The sequence below is a fragment of the Bacillus sp. GM2 genome (assembly GCF_056155945.1).
The window spans coordinates 1-15,840 of sequence record NZ_JBRKSZ010000001.1; the positions used below are offsets into that span (position 1 = coordinate 1).

Below are 15,840 nucleotides of genomic sequence, written 5' to 3' on the forward strand. Positions count from 1 at the left end.
TACGAGCACCTACGAATTTATACGCAGGCGCCCGCCAAAAGTTCCGCTTACTTGGTCGTTCCTTCACGTTTTGCGCCGATCTCGAAAAGACCCGTCGCAGCCAGTCCCGCAAAACCGCCGGCCCACAACCGCAATACTAGTTCGAGGTCCGTAAACGGATAGGCCACGGCTCCGAGTGCGATTCCCAAAACGAAGCTGACCGCAGGCACAACATTGGTCGGCATGTTAATCGTTTTCTTAACAAGTTGAACAAGCGCCGTTAGGATGGGCGCCAACACTGTCGCAAATAATAATACTTCTTCCATTTATATCGTCTCCCTTTTCGTGTTATTTAATAGTTGCGCCGGTTGATTTCGCCGCGTAGATATTCACTTTTCCGAACTGATCCGTTTTGATCGTATAGACGTCCGTTTGTGGATTCGCAAGGATCTCGTATTTAAGACCGCCAAATTTCTTCGGCCGCAAGAATCCGCATTCGTTCCCTTTGACCGGCGCTTTGTTAGTCGGATATATGCGCCATGAGTCGGCAGATGCCGGGAGGTAAACGTATTTCTTACCGCTAGAGGACGGTTTGGAACTACCGCTGCCCGTAAGCTTCAGCACCTGACCGACCATGATTTTATTCGGATTTTTAATACCGTTATAGGACTGGAGTTTCGCCACGCTGACGCCTGTTTTAACCGCGATTTCCGAAAGCGTGTCGCCTTTCTTAACGGTATACGTCTGTACCGGACGGCTTTCGGAGCTGATTTCGCAGGGCTAGCCGACTTTCCTCCGAGAGCTTTCAATTCCGCAGCGATAGCCGCTTTCACCGCATCCCAACGTCCCTCATCGAGTACACGGTGCGGGCAGTATTTTCCGCTCCAATCCTGATGTTTCTTAACGCGATCAACGCCCCAACCGCGCTCTTTTAATAGCTGAGCGATGAATTTAATCGCAAGTTTTTCGGCCGCTTTATACTTAGCGCCACCTGACTTCGAATAGCAAACTTCGACGCCGATAGATGAACGGTTGCCTGGTCCGTTGCCGTCTCCGCAATGCCATGCGTTACGGTTTGTCGGAATCCCCTGAACGACCTCTTTATCGTCTACCGCAAAGTGATACGATACTTCGTTGTTATTGCGGATCATGTACGCAATTTCATTCGCTGCTGAAGCGTCGTTTGCCGTATTATGGAACGTAATGTACTTCGCATCCATTGAATACGGACACTTAACGGAATACTTACTTGACGCGACGAGGTTTTTCGTAACTGAAATCGCCATTTAATCGTCTCCCTTTTCGTTAATTTTGCGTATATAAAAAGCCCGCCGGACTCTCACCGAACGGGCGTGTTATTCTCTTCCGCGAAACTTCTCTTCGAGCCTATCGAGCTTATCGATAATGACATCGTACTTATCGCTGAATTTATCGAGTAGATCCTGTAGCCGCGATTCACGTTCACGATTCGATTTCATTACGTAAATCAGCAGCCACGTAAAAAGGACCGCGAACGGCCCCTGCGTTAAAAAATATTTGATTACGTCCAGCTCGCCCAATGACTACGCCTCCTGTTCGCTATTAGTTACGTTCTCGTCTTCGCTTGGTGGCGAATCAGGATCGTAAGGATCTCCGGTAATTTCCTCGTATTGTTCCGGCGTGATCCGTCCGGCAGCCACAACGTCATGCACTTGCTTTTTCGTCCAAAGACCGTCTTCGTAGAATCCTTTAATATACGTGTACCAATCGATTGGCATTTACGAACCTCCTAACGCGATTAAGTAGTATAAATCCGCCACTTGTTTCCGGAGAACCTCGGTTTCTGACGGTCCGGGATCAGGCTCCGGAGGCTGCAAGCTTTCAATATACTCTTTTGTAGCCGATTCCTTCCACACCTTTTCGTCCGGATAAAACTTCGGAAGATATAAACCCGGGTCAAATGGAATGTCTGTCCATCCATCCGGAATTTCATAATTCCCTTGATCATCAGGCTGAATAATATCATTATCAATTAACAAGAACGTCTCTTTGTCATATTTAAAAATGTTTTTCATGATTTATCTCTCCTACAGGGGAATAATTTCGTCCAAACCATAAGAAGTTATGTTCTCGGACTTATCAGCGATTTGCCCCTCCAGCCTCATATTTCCGTTTGTTTCAATATACAATTTAGTCATCCCTGTTGTACCGAATATAGGAACAAGCTTGCTGCGTAGTTGGGCAGGTCTATAAGATGCCGGGAGGGTTCCGAAAACTACACTCCTATTAGTGATGATCTCACCCTTTAAATAAAGCAAGCCCCCAACATTTGCACACATAACTTTTCTAGCCCCATGTTCCGCACCGTTTTTCAAAGGAACTTCAGTCCATGCAGGCTCAAGATCATTAGCAGTTATAATACGATTCCAGCCCCTAAAGACTCCATCTGTGTGGATGGTTGCGAACCACATCTTATTGTGGTAACTTGCTGTGGCTATAATTGTTTTTCTTCCAGAGTTTCCATCCATAATGTCATAATTGAACCATCCAGCATCATTAGGGTCGGGGTTATTAAGCAGTCTATTATTGATACCGTAATAAAAACCAGGCGGCAAAGTTAATAAATCAGTACCATCAGGAATAAGGATTCGCACACCATTATCTTGTGTCAATTTATACAGTTGCCCCTTATTCCACTTAGTCCGCTCATCAGCGGTAATATGGCGTACATTATCCGCAGTATGTGCATCAAAATCCGTTTTCGCTGCCTGTTTTACGTTGTCAACGTTAGCCAATCCAACTTGTGCCTTCGTTACAGCGTGAGGGTTGCTCTTATTATTAGCATGGCTATCAAACTCTGTTTTCGATGCTTGCTTGACGTTATCGACGTTGGACAGGCCGACCTGCGCTTTCGTTACCTTGTGCGGATTGTCCGTCTTAGCTGCGTGTGCATCCATATAAGCCTTTGCGTGAGCTTCCGCAGCATCCGCCTTTTCCTGCGCTCCCTCTTTCGTCTCGATCCGGTCGAGATCCGAGAACTTCGCTTTTAATTCGTCGATCATCGCTGTTTCTTCGTCATACAACGCGATGATCAACGCTTTTAACGATTCAAAATCATCGACGTAATATTCCGCAAGAGGTGCGATATTCTGGTCAACAAGACTTTGCGATACCTCAAAGCCGAATTTATGCGCAGAGAGTGATTGGCCGTTCGTGTATTTCAAAATTAGCTGGCAGTTGAATTTACCGTACATTTTGATTTCGTCCTCATCCAATACGTACTCTGCGACACCATTCAACGGATCGACTATCGTGACGTCCCGTATTCTTTGCTTGCCGCTTGGCGGAACGAGGATTACTTTCCCGGTCACAGCTGATAGGGGCAAAGGGATGCCGTCCTTGCGTAAATAAAATATCAACTTTGCCGTATTAATATCTTGCGTCGAAAATATAAAAGCTGAATTATAATTTCCTTCTGTTATCGGGTTTATATCAAACGTGTAAGAGCCGGTTTTATAAATAGCCAACAGTATTACCTCCCTTTCTTTTAGTATGTTGGAGTTTCAGGTAGCTCCGCATCGTACCCGTAATTCCCGTCAGATCTTTGTGTAACTGTTGGCGCTTTACGCATCATCGGCCTAAGATCAACTTGCTTTACAGAGCCGGTGCTGAGGACTTGGTAATATCTTTGACACTCGGCTATTTCTTCAGTTAGAGGACGTGCGACATATGGCGTAGCAAATCTTCCTTTTTCTAATTTGACGAGATAAAATTCTACCCATTCACCAGGAGCCAAACTATCGTATGATGAGCTGCCTGCTGTTTCAACATCAACTTGGACCTCTACGTAATCTTCTTCCAAAAATTTATATGAGGACATATCGGGCATCTTTATATTCAACACAAAGAATGTGAATCGACTTGTCACTTGGCAAGATCTAACCGCAAGATTATCGTGTTTTCCATCGTGCGCTAAATCGAGATGGAGTTTGATTCTATGTGAGGATTTATTGGTTCTTGCCCATAAAGCCAAGGTGTACTCCTCACCGCTTCTAAATTGAGTCGGATTTTCTATTCGCTGTATTAAATCAGTTCTCGAGAGATCCGGAACATTTTTCAATTTCGTTATTCTTAAACCATACTTATTAGAAAAAGGAGCACTCATCGGCTTTTTCACTCTTTCAGTCCGATTGATCCCGCTCTCATTGGTACCAACAGCATTAACGAGCCACCTGTCAGCAGTGAATACACCATCATCAGTAAAACTAGTTCCACGCTGCCATACGTCGAAGGCTCCGTTAGTTACGAAGTTCCTGTTCGGCATATGCAATGCGACTTTATCGTACGTTATATCTGTGATATTCGGCCGCGGTCGCGGAGCAGTCTCGATTAGCTTTCCGTCTTGCGCTCCAGCTAACGTCACAAATACCAGTTCCCTACCGCTTCTTTCAACCGCTATTTGCATCAGAGCCGGAATAACGTATCCATCATAATTAAACATACAAACACCCTCATTTTCGAAGGCGTAATTGACTCTGTCAAAATCGTAGTTCTGCTCAATTAAGTCAGCGAATGACTCTTTCGAGAATGAATACGACTTAGCAATGCTTCCGTCTAGATTAAGGACGGTAATCGCAGGGTAATCTTTTCCTTGTCCTAAGACAATTTTATTATCATGGAAAGTAATCCCTTGTACCTTTTCAAACATAATCTCTTGGTTGTTTACTGAGACCTCCATTAGCAATCTAGGACTTCCTGCGATAATACTTTGAAAATCATAAATGTATATCCGGTCCATTCTCTCATTCGTTGAGTTTCCGGAAACGAAGTATTTTTTATCGATATCATTTCCCGTCTTATATGATCCGAGAACTTCCATCGTTTCTTCTATTTCCCCAGTGGTATAGTTAAAGATAGAAAGCTCATTTTCAAACTGCTGCCTCACAAGAAAGCACAATTCCCCTTCTGAGTTCTTAAACCAAGGAATACCCTCGTTATACGTTGAACTTGTGATCGTAAATTGTTGGGAATCCTTCAGAGCTGATGTAGATAGTTCATAGCGCGAAATGATACAAACACTACCACCGTTTTCTTGCCTTGCAATATACAACTCATCGTCTTCTTGATTTATAGAAATGGCTTGTGGGAATGGCAGAGAGTTATCCCTGGCCAAAACAGAGAATATAATTTTTTGATAATTAAGGTACTCCTCGAACTTTCGATCTCTTTTTACTTGCTCCCCATAAAGGTTATCAATTCTACTTTCTGTATTGAATAATCGATCGTTGGCTGTATCGAAAACTTCCCCTTTATTATTCACTCGGAGGTCTACAACCTCTTTTATATTTGTTCCGTCCGCGTTTAAAATTAGGTTATTGATCCGTTTTTTCGTTTTCTCAATCTCATCTGAGACTGTTAACCCGTCAAGGTGGCTTATTTGATCGGACGTATGGGATGCCTGACCTTTAATATGAGATTTTAATCCATTGTATGATCCACTAATGTCTTCCGCAATATCTACTAGATTATCGTTATAGCTGTTTCTAAAATCACGATCGAAAGCATTGCCTGCTTTTTTGTATGGGTAATTAGGCATCTGTCTCCTCCTTTGCTATTTTCACCCTGGCATGACTGCCTATTATACAGCTTTAAATTGCGTATAAATACCGATGAATTGGTTCGACAACTCTGCACTAGAACTGTTTTCGATGCACACATCTCCACTAGGAGTGACTACGCCTCGGAAATACTGTGGAATCCCATCTGGAGACACTGACGAAACTCCGATAAACAAGTACGGGAAAGGAGGCCTATATCCAACTGGAAGAGTGAAAGCTGGTATAGCGTTACCAATTGTACCTGAGGATATGGCGCCTCGAAGGTAGACTGTACCAACGAAATCTTTTCCGTACTGAATCGGATAATTCCAACTTTGATCTGGGTACTGCACCCAGCCATTTTTAAGAATTGGAGTTGCCCATGTAATCGAATCTAGATTATCCAGGGAATTCGAAGCCGCATTCCATGTCGCTCTTTCTTCTGCGGTTATATGGACAACAGTATTACTTATGTGGGACTGAAGTTCCGCCTTGGTTGCGATTCCATTCATATTTATTGCAGAGTCTTTTATTTTTCCAGTTGAAGTATCAATAACTTTGTCGACCGCTTTTTTTGTTGTATTAAAACTTGCGATTATGTCAGAAGCCTTTTTCGCTATCGACCCGAAAGTAAATGTAGGCGATTTGGATTCGTCAGAGTAATCCTCCCTACTCACCGCTCGTAGCTGAACGTTCAAATCAAAAGGCTCAATAACACACCATACATAATCACCTTTTTTAATATCAGACAGCCCCATGCTTTTAAGTTCAATTGCAGTAAACGTGAGGGATATATCCATGCTATCGTTTAGCTGCTTTTTCATAGCCGCTAGAAGACTTTCTTTATCTGTGTATCGTTCGTCTTTAACCGGATCCGCATGTTTGATGCCGTAGAATTCCGCTAACGGGCTCTTATATTCAGCGAACAAATAATTGCCCTTTTCGTCCTTCTTCCCATATCCTCGAATATATGTCGAAAAACTACTGGTATCGATCTCTTTTTGCGGATCTTTTACGTTGAACTTATATCGCAAGAATGAATCATCTCTTTGAATGCCGAATTTTTTAGCAACGTAGATTTTCTTGCCTCTATAGTCGAACTCCGCTCCGAACTTTTCGAGAATATCACGAAAAAGAGCAAGCGAATTGTTCCAACCGAAATTTTCTACCCTGACAGATATCGGCAAGTCTGTCGTATCTATTTCGAAAGTGTACCCACTTCCCGCTAATGCAAAAGAGAGCATCGCATCCAATCGAAGCGTGCCTGTCTTTTCTTCGTATATATAGTTATTCATTAAGTCGTCGAAGATACGATGGATGGCCGTTACTTCAACTCCGACGCCTTTCCGGTACGTTCGTTCTCGGTGGGTTTTGATGATATATTCTTCGTTATCAAAAATAAGTGTATTTTCATTTTTGACAAGGTTATAGCCAGACTGATTATTCTTAGTCTTGACCCCCGTAACTTTTAACGACCGCGCACCGTCACTACCGTCAGTTCGCGTTGTCACAAAGCCTGGCAACGGCTCCATTACACCTGTTGCATCTTTAACCGCTAATATTTTCAATTGATTCACCTACTTATAGAAAAAGAAGAAATCAAACGAGATTTCGAAACTTCCAGATGTACCTGAAAGTTCGATGTCATTCCACCCAGGTTTCAACGAAATGTATCCTCGATTAGTATTTCCGTAAACGCTAATACCGTTTTTCAGATGGCGCAACCCCTCGAGTTTTATCTTGTCGGTTGATTTCGTTGTTCCGTTGTATGAAACAGTTTGATCCGTTGTTATATTCTTGATCGCAAAATTTGTGGATGATCCGGAATATACGATATTCAGAGGCATCTCGTTACAAGGATCGACTGTTACGTTACCAGCGTTATAGATTCTGAATTTTTTAGTGCGATGGATATAAACAAGTTCATCCGCGGGTATAAGTCCCTGACCTATCTGCCAAATATTTTCACCGAATGTGAAAGGATCAAGTGTCGAACCGACTGAACTCGCAAACGGTATCGGAGACGTAAATTCAATTTCAAATGTACCGGTCCTTGGGTTTACGTCTTCTGGCTCGAAGGTGCTGCTCGGTTTTACCGTCCACACTTTTCCGGGCTGTCTCGAATCGATTAGTTCTATAGGTTCTTCGCACGCAAATAAAGCGTAAACCTCATCGATCACCAATTGGTAATCGAGATGGTCTACGCCCTGAATCATAAACTTCGCTTTGAGCTTTCGCTCACCGAACGTTGTTCCGGTATCAATCGTGCCGTGACGACCGTCTACTTCCTCGTAGTTAGTCCGGTGTGTTAATGATTCTTTACGAAAGCTCAAAAGCTTTAAGCCGTACTTACGGTGATCGATAGTCTCACCGTTCTTTATAATCGTCAGGTACGCCAATTATCGATCACCCCACAACAATTTATTGAATCCGATGTTCTGTGCTTGGCCTTTTTCTACACTGTCTGTAAGCGCCGTCGAGTCGACAATAACATTCGGATCCTTACGTAGAATACCTGTTAGCAACGTGTTGGTTTGGCGCAGTAATGCGTTTTGTCCCCGTAGCAAAGCAATTTCCTCCTCGTTACTTCCACCAGACGGATCCATACCGATTTCTCTTCCTGCCGCCGTCCATAATTGCTGCGCCCGCTGCCTATGGTTTTGCAACGGAATAATCGCTTCTGGACCTTCTTCCGCAATCCAGGCGAGCTGCTTTTGCGTCACAATATCGCCGATTTTATATCCTTTGTACGGACCGCCTTTCGCCATCGATCTGATGCCTGGAGTATTAAACGGGCTTCCATAGCGAGATTTGATATAACGGATAGCCGCAACCGCGTTGTGGACCGGATTCATGATGTCGCCCATGCCCGGAAGCTTATACGCATCAAACGTTGGTTTGATCGTTTGCATAAGACCCATTGACGGTGTACCACGTCTCCAGTTCGAGTCCCAACGGTTAATTGTAGACGGACCCGTACGGCCTCCGGACTCTTTCATCGCAATTGTAACGAGTGGGGCGAACCAAGAAGCTGGCGAATTCGTTTTAGCCATCGCCGCCCGAATCCATTGCTTAACGTTTCCGGACGCTTTATCGCCGCTTCCGAAAGCTCCACCAAAGTCAGCGAGTTTCTTTTTCATAAAGCTGACGGCGGAGTCTTTGACTTTACCGAAGGCACCTTTCGCAATTGTCCCGAAAGCTCCGGAAATATCCGGCAACTTCAGTCCGAGACTTTCTATCGTTTTAGCGATAAGTTTTGACGGATTGCTTACGTATTCCCACGCATCAAAAGCGAAATCCTTAACACTGTTTACGGCAGCTTTACCCGCATCAACAGCGGATTTTCCAACATCGATAGCAGAATCGAAGAAACTTTTGTTCTTCGTACCTTTCCTGAATGCGGGGATTCCAGAAGATAGTACCTCGCGTGTTTCTTTATGCGGCAAGACTTGCGTCCCCTTTGGCAGATTAAAGAGCGTGTCGGTTCCAGGGCTTAAACCTGTGAAACCGGAAGGTGTACGGAATAACTCCGGACCGCCTCCATCTCCTAAGATAGCAAGACCGCCTTTGTGCCCACCTGCTGGCGTACCTTTAGCGAACCTCGGAATTTCGAGTTTAGGGATCCGGAGTTTTTTATCCACCCCGAATGTATCGAGTAGCTTGTTAATCCCTTTTTGCGTCAAGCCATTGATAATTCCTTCAAGTCCGCCGATCATCGTATTTCCTAGAGATTTAACTCCGGATAGAGCTCTGCCGGCCATATTTTTTATTCCGTCACCAATTTCACCTGGTAGCGCCTTTGCTCCCTCGATCATGTTGTGGAACGTGTCGGCCGCAAATTTCCCGATTGATTTGAACAAACCTACTGTTCTGTCCTTCAAGAAATTCCAGGCGCTAACTGCCCCATTGACCAATCCAGAAAAGAGTGTGAGGACTACATTTACAGCTCCTCGGATTACTGCGGTGATTATGTTCCAAATACTTTTCAGAATCCCAAGTATCGCATTCCAGACCGCACTCCAATTGCCTTTTAGTAGCGCAGTGAAAAACTTAACTACGTTGATCACGATATTGAGTGCGTTTTGGATTACACTAACAACTACAGGGAACACGACTTGCACAATTTTCAGCACGAATTGGATCGCTGGGATAAGAACAGTACGAATTATAGTTGCCACTAACTGTAAAACCGTTACGGCTACCTGCATGGCAATCTGAATGATGCTTGTTACAACAGGGAAAACAGCCTGAACAACTTGCAGAATGAGTGGTAGCAAGGTTACAGCCAACTGACTCAAGATTTGAGCAACTGATGTTAACAGATTAGCGACGATAGGCACTACAGACTGAATTATCGCCAGTACTGGCGGGAAAATTGATTGAAACGCCTGTAGCAAAATTGGTAACAAGGTAGTCGCAATAGTGGTTACTACTGGAACAAGGGACTGAATCAACTGTAGCACTATTGGAAGTACAGACGATACGATTTGTAAAATCAGCGGAAGCAAAGATGTAAATGCTTGAGCTAACATTGGCAATAGTACCGATGCGACTTGCATAATAAGTTGTGCGAATTGGACTTGGAAAGATGCCCATGTCTGAATCAACTGTCCAACCAAAGTTACAACTTGCGGTAGAAACGCCGCGAAAGTCACGCCTAATTCCTGGATTACCGGCGCTATCTGAACCGCAATTTCAGAGAATGATTGACCTAACGTTGTCCACAATTCCCCAAAAGCATTTCCGAGCTCAGTAAACGTTGGTCCTAACGAACTAATGCTGGACATTATGACTTCGCCCGTTTTCGCGAATTCAGGTGCAAGCTCTGCTGCAATATCCGAAAAATACCCGATAAATTGATTTATGATTGGCTGAATCGCAACTACAACGTTACCGATCACCGACATAATCTGTGACCAGGCGTTCTGTACAGACGCTCTAAACTCTTCGTTTGTTTGATATAGTCGGAATAAAAAACCGGCTAGACTAACAAGAGAGGTGATGACAAAACCAATAGATCCGGAAACTCCGGCCATCGCCAGCCCTAACGCAGTCACGGTTGGCGCTAAAATCGATATGATTCCGCCCACGCTCGAAAACGCAGCCCTTAAATTCTGAATGAATAAATCTACTGCGGAGCCGGCTCTATCCGCTAGTCCGGAACCGAATCTATCTGCGATCGACGATCCGATGTTTGAAACGAATTCACCTATCGAATTAACCACGTTAGCAAATCGCTGTCGTACTGCCGGAACAATAACGGAGACGCCGTCAGCAAATCTCTCCCATCCGGCTACCGAAGCTTTTTGTATAAAATTAAATGTGTCGCCTACCACTGCCGCAATACTGCTGAATGCCGTAACCGTCACATTTCTAACTGACTCAAAGGCACCGTTCACAAAATTACGGAATTTCTCAGACTTTTTGTACGCGATTACAAGTGCTGCTCCTACCGCGGTTATGCCAAGAACCGTAAGGCCGATCGGACTCGTAAGTGCTCCGAATGCAACACCTAAAACCTTTATAAACTTTTCACTTTTTATCAAACCTTTTAAAAAAACCGCTTACAGTCCCGAGTCCAGATATCATTTGGCCGACACCTAGCATTAAAAAACCTAACGCTGCAACAATGCCCATAATTACAGTTGTAACCGCTAAAGAAATAGCTACGAACGATTGCATTCCTTTAGATAGACCGTTAAACCAGTCCGTCGCGCTCTGAAGCACAGAAACGAGTGCAGAGATAGCTGGGGTTAGCGCATTACCAAATGAAATTTGTGCAGTTTCTACGGCACCGGAAAGCTCTTCGATTTCACCCTTAAGGTTATTCATTTTTTCAGCAGCAACATTATCGGCCTTAATTTTATCCATTGCAGCCGCCATTTTATCGAAGCCTTTACTTCCTTCCTTACCAAGAATCAACGCGCCTCGAATAGCGTCACTACCGAAAATATTGTAAAGGGCTTCTTGTTTATCTTTTGCGGACAAACCGTCAAGCGCTTTAGAAAGCTCTCCAGATATTTCTGTCATACTCCGAATATTTCCGTTAGCATCAAAAAATTTATTGTCCATGATTCCAAGACTCCGAGTGGCTTTGTCAAAGGCCTTCTCGAACTTTTCGGTCCCTTGCTTCGCTCCTGTCGTCTTTTCAACATACTTGTTAAGTGCCTCGTATATATCGCCGATATTTTTACTCGCTGGTTTGAAGCCTTTATCAGCCATACGTTTAAAAGCTTCGGAAGTATCAAGGGTGACTAGACCAAGATCGTGCATTGTCTCGTACTGAGCCTTTGTCATAGGTACTAAACGACTTAACATCGTTTTCATTGAAGTACCTGCGTCGGACCCTTTCAGTCCATTCTGAGCGAAAAGAGCCAATGTAGTAGCCGTGTCTTTAAAAGAAAGACCCATTCCAGCCGCTACTGCGGATGTCATTTGAAGACCATACCGCATCTCTCCAACCGTTGTTGCAGAAGAGTTTGCGGCCCCTGCGAGAATATCTGCTGCCTGTGCAACGCTAATGTTATCGTCTTTAAACGCATTCAGTGCAGTCGACGCAATTTCCGCCGCATCCGCAAGCTCTAATTCTCCTGCTGTCGCAAGCGATAGCGCGCCCTTAAGTGCGCCATTCAGTATGTCCTTCGTAGATACACCGGCCTTTACGAGTTCTTCCATACCTTGCGCAGCTTCAAGCGCACTGTATTTCGTATCAGCACCGAGTTTAATGGCTAATTCCGTAAGGGCAGCGCTGTATTGGCGGGCTTCTGCCGGATTCATGACCGCCTTCACGCTCGACATCTGCTGCTCGAAGTCCATCGCTTTTTTCGTTGAAACCGCAAGACCTCCGCCTAAAGCCGCTGTCGCTACGCCGAATGACATCGCGATTTCAGATCCCGCAGATTGCATCCGACCGCCAACGTCCCGCATCCGATCTCCGACTTCGCCCATCCGGTTGCCGAGCTCGTTCCAACGGCCTGTGTTCGATTGGATCTGCCGGTTTGTTGCGGCCAGTTCGGCTTGAGTTGTTCGAAGTTGTGCCGTCGCTTGATTCATTTGAACGCGCAATTCTTGAGTCGCCTGAGCATCTTCGCCTTTTGCTCGTTTAGCTTCGAGATACAATCGGCGGATGTTTTTAAGACGCTGCTCTTGTAACGAGATCGATTGCGTAAGATGTTCCGATTTTTGTCGTAGTTGCTCGGTAGTAGAACCGAAATCCCTTATGCCGGCTGATGCAGCCTCAAATGACGAATCCAATACGCGTAACTTCGTATCGATCGTCTTAATGCTTGCGCTAATTTTAGCGCCTAATTGACTGAAGCCGCTGCTCTGCTCTCGCATTTTACGGTTAAGAAGGTCTAATTGATCCTCAGTTTTCCGAACCGCTGCAACAGTTCGATTATACTGGGCGAGGAGCTTTTCAGATTGTGCCGAATACCTTCCCGTCGTCCTTACGCTCTCTTCATATTGCCGCTTCAACTCGTTAAGTTTCGCCTTTTGCGTTTGTAAAGTCCGATTTAATATGTCGGTCTTATTACGCAATGAATCCAGGCTGTTATCGAATCGGCCAGCTCCAGCCATTGCCGCTTTGAATTCCGAGTTTAGTACCTTTAATTTTCTGTTAACGTCCTGTAGGCCGCGAGAGAAGTCAATGTTGTCTAGACCTAAACTAACGCGTATAGATCCGACTGATTCAGTCGCCAAATCTCCGATACCTCCCTTCTAAAAACCCGGTATCTGATCGATATAGCCGAGTTTTTGTTGTGTTTTTCCGCTTCCGTGAGAGCTACCACCATCACTAAAATTCATTAGTTCGCAAAACCACCCGATGTCCATTTCGTCTAGGTAATAGATATCCGAGGGTTTTTCGGAGTTGTCGAGATAGAGCTTTTTGAGATCCCTATCAAGTTGATCTAAAACATCAAGGGGTAAAATATACCCCGGTGTTAGTTTTTTACCTCACCGATTGCCTGCGCTTCAGTTTCTTTGTTCTCGCCAACTTGTTCATTTGGAACAGCTACAGTTCCAACGACTTGTTGGATTGTTTCCGTAATTGTAGGAATTAGTTTTTCAGAAGAAATCCCGTCATAAAATTGATCGATATCGAATTGTTCGTCATAAACTCGGACTACGTAACCTACCAATGCGTCCAAATCTTCAACATCCAAATCATCAAAGTTGCTCGACTTCGAAAGTTTAATAGCTTCCCGCAACATACGCCCCTTTACGAAAGGTGCTTGAAATACCTTCTCTTCACCATCAATCATTAATGTGATTTGCATAACCCACACTCCTAATTTCTTTATTTTTTTAATAAAAAGAGAGCTAAAAACTTAGCTCTCCGTTTCTATTTTCGTCTTCGTTTGTGTCACAATTTCGCTCATAGGAGACTCGCCGGACTCATTAGCAGCCGTTACGTTAATTGTGAGTTTAGTATCCGGACTCATGCCGGTTGTTACATACTTAGGTTGCGTCACGTTTTCAGCGAATTTCTTGTCTGCGCCTCTGTAAACGTTGTATGAAGTCGCCCCATCTACGGGATCCCATTCAACTGTAATAGAATCTGTCGTACTGTCGTACCGTAGATTCTGGGGCGCATCAGGGAGTAGAGGTTGTTGGTTCGTAAACTTTCTTAAACCAGTTTTCAATAACCTCTGCTTTCACGCCCTCATCTCCCGTAAATACGCTACGTTGCCAAACCTTGTCGTGATCGCGTCGTACAAATACACCAGAAATAGAGTCGGTTTGGAATTCCGGGCTATCTCCTTTAGTTGCAAAAGACTCCTCTTGCGGCTGGAATCTCCCTTTATATAGCGCGTAAAGTTTAGATTTCCCTCCAGTAGTAGCTGACTCAAAAAGCAACGCTCCGTACGGTGCGATATCCGTTTCTTTCTTCTCTAGTACACCATCGCTAAGAATAGTGTGACCGAGCAACAACGCCTGTGCAGTAGTTGATAATTGATCGATACCGATTTCAACTTCCGTTTCTCCCAACGAAGATTCAACTTCTGAAGGGCCGTCATCAGCATATAGAGTTTCGCTGTTTGTGTTCGGTGTGATACTTGCTTCGATCGCATTTCCGATTTTAACCGGAGTATCGTAAGTAACTCCGTTCTCATCTTCCGTTAGAATTTTCGCAAAGTGTATATTTTTTAAACCTACGCGTACGCCTTTTGCCATAGGTTGCTTCACTCCTCTTCCGTATTTAGTGTCGTCCCATAACGCAAGACTTTGTGAAAAAGCTCAGTTTCGGTTTCATAAAGGTCCTGTTCGTTTGAACGAAAAAAGCCAGCTCGTTTGAGCCGGCTCTTTACCTCTTTTTCCAGTTCTGAATATTTAGTTGGGTCTTTTGTGAAGATACTGATTTGTACATAGTGATTAGCGAAGGCCTCTTCATCCTCCGTTGAAAGGGCGCCTGATACGTTGTAAACATAAAAGAGAATGTAAGTATCCTCGTCACCTGAATACGTAATAAATCGAACAGGTACACCAATATCCTTCAAAGTCGCCATTACTAGACTCCGAAGACTCATGGCATCAAATTCCTCCGGTAGTAGCTGACAATCTCTTGCTGCGCATCATCCTTAGATGCAAGAAAAGACGGCTCAACGAACGGTCGAGGAGCGTGCCCTGGGTGGTTAACTTCCTTACCGTAAACAATTTGGCCGTCTGTCTGTATTTTGGCTTTTCGCAGTTTTATAAGGTGTGGACTTGTGCCGAATTCAAGAAAATGTGCTGTGAAAAAGTCTTTTTCAGGGCCGATTACTACTTCGTCTGACTTACTTTTTTCGACAGCGATCTTGTATCTTTTACTCGGGTTGTTCTCTTCCATAGTTTCGTAAATAGGCTTTGCCCCGGCATCTAACGCGCCCGATTTCAACGAATTAGCTCGATTACCCATACGCTGGATATTTCGCATCACCTCGTCAAACCCGGAAATCCGAATGCTCATTTGATTCCGACCTCCTTCGTCACTATCGTAAAGGTGACGTTCCGCTCATCGTCATTTATGATGCTCTCAATTTCGAACGTCCTACCTCCGTATGAAATGCGCAAGTCATTTCTAAGAATCAACTTCATCCGTTTTGAATATCGAATAACAAACCGCGCTGTCCTGTCCGCCTGTACTGCGCCCGCCTGGTAAAATTCGCGCCCCTGAACCGTCTTAACCGCTGACCAAACGGTCGCAACCGGTAACCATTCCTTTATTTCGAATCCCTCATCGTTTGTTGTTTCGGTAAAACGGAGAAATGTGATCCGCTTATTAAAATCTCCTGTTTTCACGTGA

General features: G+C 44.5%; 16 protein-coding genes and 1 pseudogene. All 17 read right to left on the bottom strand.

What is annotated here, in order from left to right; translation table 11 throughout:
- Positions 1-47: 47 nt before the first annotated feature.
- The 17 genes and pseudogenes from ACVC9U_RS00005 to ACVC9U_RS00085 all read right to left on the bottom strand — a co-directional run bounded on the left by ACVC9U_RS00005 (position 48) and on the right by ACVC9U_RS00085 (position 15,836).
- The gene (locus ACVC9U_RS00005; protein WP_011197925.1) at positions 48-305 is read right to left on the bottom strand and encodes a holin; all 258 of its coding nucleotides are present in this window, start codon (positions 303-305) and stop codon (positions 48-50) included.
- Between the two features lie 22 nt (positions 306-327).
- A pseudogene (locus ACVC9U_RS00010) lies at positions 328-1,265 on the bottom strand (N-acetylmuramoyl-L-alanine amidase).
- A gap of 69 nt (positions 1,266-1,334) precedes the next feature.
- The gene (locus ACVC9U_RS00015; protein WP_011197923.1) at positions 1,335-1,538 is read right to left on the bottom strand and encodes a BhlA/UviB family holin-like peptide; all 204 of its coding nucleotides are present in this window, start codon (positions 1,536-1,538) and stop codon (positions 1,335-1,337) included.
- Positions 1,539-1,541: 3 nt separating this feature from the next.
- The gene (locus ACVC9U_RS00020; RefSeq protein ID WP_095233967.1) at positions 1,542-1,736 is read right to left on the bottom strand and encodes an XkdX family protein; all 195 of its coding nucleotides are present in this window, start codon (positions 1,734-1,736) and stop codon (positions 1,542-1,544) included.
- Positions 1,737-2,033, bottom strand: a complete 297-nt coding sequence (locus ACVC9U_RS00025) for a hypothetical protein (protein WP_016885196.1) — start codon at positions 2,031-2,033, stop codon at positions 1,737-1,739.
- A 12-nt stretch (positions 2,034-2,045) separates the two neighbouring features.
- A complete protein-coding gene (locus ACVC9U_RS00030; protein ID WP_441389979.1) occupies positions 2,046-3,485 on the bottom strand; it encodes a BppU family phage baseplate upper protein in 1,440 nt (479 codons plus the stop codon).
- 20 nt (positions 3,486-3,505) lie between these two features.
- Positions 3,506-5,554, bottom strand: coding sequence for a hypothetical protein (locus ACVC9U_RS00035; protein WP_069500362.1), 2,049 nt, complete (start codon positions 5,552-5,554; stop codon positions 3,506-3,508).
- Positions 5,555-5,596: 42 nt separating this feature from the next.
- Positions 5,597-7,123 carry a phage tail protein gene (locus tag ACVC9U_RS00040; RefSeq protein ID WP_069500361.1) on the bottom strand — a complete coding sequence of 509 codons (1,527 nt, stop codon included), beginning with the start codon at positions 7,121-7,123 and terminating at the stop codon, positions 5,597-5,599.
- Positions 7,124-7,132: 9 nt separating this feature from the next.
- Positions 7,133-7,954 (bottom strand): phage tail family protein, encoded by an 822-nt coding sequence (locus tag ACVC9U_RS00045; protein WP_069500360.1) that lies wholly within the window; start codon positions 7,952-7,954, stop codon positions 7,133-7,135.
- Entirely contained in the window at positions 7,955-11,101 is a 3,147-nt protein-coding gene (locus ACVC9U_RS00050; RefSeq protein ID WP_441389980.1) for a transglycosylase SLT domain-containing protein, read from the bottom strand. It lies immediately after the preceding gene.
- Positions 11,088-13,256, bottom strand: a complete 2,169-nt coding sequence (locus ACVC9U_RS00055) for a phage tail tape measure protein (protein WP_441389981.1) — start codon at positions 13,254-13,256, stop codon at positions 11,088-11,090. The genes ACVC9U_RS00050 and ACVC9U_RS00055 overlap by 14 nt, the downstream gene beginning before the upstream one ends.
- A gap of 242 nt (positions 13,257-13,498) precedes the next feature.
- Complete coding sequence (gene gpG / locus ACVC9U_RS00060) at positions 13,499-13,834, bottom strand: phage tail assembly chaperone G (RefSeq protein WP_011197916.1); 336 nt, start codon at positions 13,832-13,834, stop codon at positions 13,499-13,501.
- Between the two features lie 51 nt (positions 13,835-13,885).
- On the bottom strand, positions 13,886-14,200 hold the full coding sequence (locus ACVC9U_RS00065) for a fibronectin type III domain-containing protein (protein ID WP_075876042.1): 315 nt from the start codon (positions 14,198-14,200) through the stop codon (positions 13,886-13,888).
- Positions 14,151-14,732 (bottom strand): major tail protein, encoded by a 582-nt coding sequence (locus tag ACVC9U_RS00070; protein ID WP_011197914.1) that lies wholly within the window; start codon positions 14,730-14,732, stop codon positions 14,151-14,153. The genes ACVC9U_RS00065 and ACVC9U_RS00070 overlap by 50 nt, the downstream gene beginning before the upstream one ends.
- A gap of 8 nt (positions 14,733-14,740) precedes the next feature.
- Positions 14,741-15,064, bottom strand: a complete 324-nt coding sequence (locus tag ACVC9U_RS00075) for a hypothetical protein (protein WP_225315918.1) — start codon at positions 15,062-15,064, stop codon at positions 14,741-14,743.
- Positions 15,065-15,081: 17 nt separating this feature from the next.
- Positions 15,082-15,504, bottom strand: a complete 423-nt coding sequence (locus ACVC9U_RS00080) for an HK97-gp10 family putative phage morphogenesis protein (protein ID WP_075876043.1) — start codon at positions 15,502-15,504, stop codon at positions 15,082-15,084.
- Entirely contained in the window at positions 15,501-15,836 is a 336-nt protein-coding gene (locus ACVC9U_RS00085) for a phage head closure protein (protein ID WP_017474198.1), read from the bottom strand. The genes ACVC9U_RS00080 and ACVC9U_RS00085 overlap by 4 nt, the downstream gene beginning before the upstream one ends.
- Positions 15,837-15,840: the final 4 nt, after the last annotated feature.

Coding starts and splice junctions, on each gene's coding strand:
- ACVC9U_RS00005 (WP_011197925.1), bottom strand. CDS start 305: ATGGAAGAAGTATTATTATTTGCGACAGTGTTGGCGCCCATCCTAACG.
- ACVC9U_RS00020 (WP_095233967.1), bottom strand. CDS start 1,736: ATGCCAATCGATTGGTACACGTATATTAAAGGATTCTACGAAGACGGT.
- ACVC9U_RS00025 (WP_016885196.1), bottom strand. CDS start 2,033: ATGAAAAACATTTTTAAATATGACAAAGAGACGTTCTTGTTAATTGAT.
- ACVC9U_RS00035 (WP_069500362.1), bottom strand. CDS start 5,554: ATGCCTAATTACCCATACAAAAAAGCAGGCAATGCTTTCGATCGTGAT.
- gpG (WP_011197916.1), bottom strand. CDS start 13,834: ATGCAAATCACATTAATGATTGATGGTGAAGAGAAGGTATTTCAAGCA.
- ACVC9U_RS00070 (WP_011197914.1), bottom strand. CDS start 14,732: ATGGCAAAAGGCGTACGCGTAGGTTTAAAAAATATACACTTTGCGAAA.
- ACVC9U_RS00075 (WP_225315918.1), bottom strand. CDS start 15,064: ATGGCGACTTTGAAGGATATTGGTGTACCTGTTCGATTTATTACGTAT.
- ACVC9U_RS00080 (WP_075876043.1), bottom strand. CDS start 15,504: ATGAGCATTCGGATTTCCGGGTTTGACGAGGTGATGCGAAATATCCAG.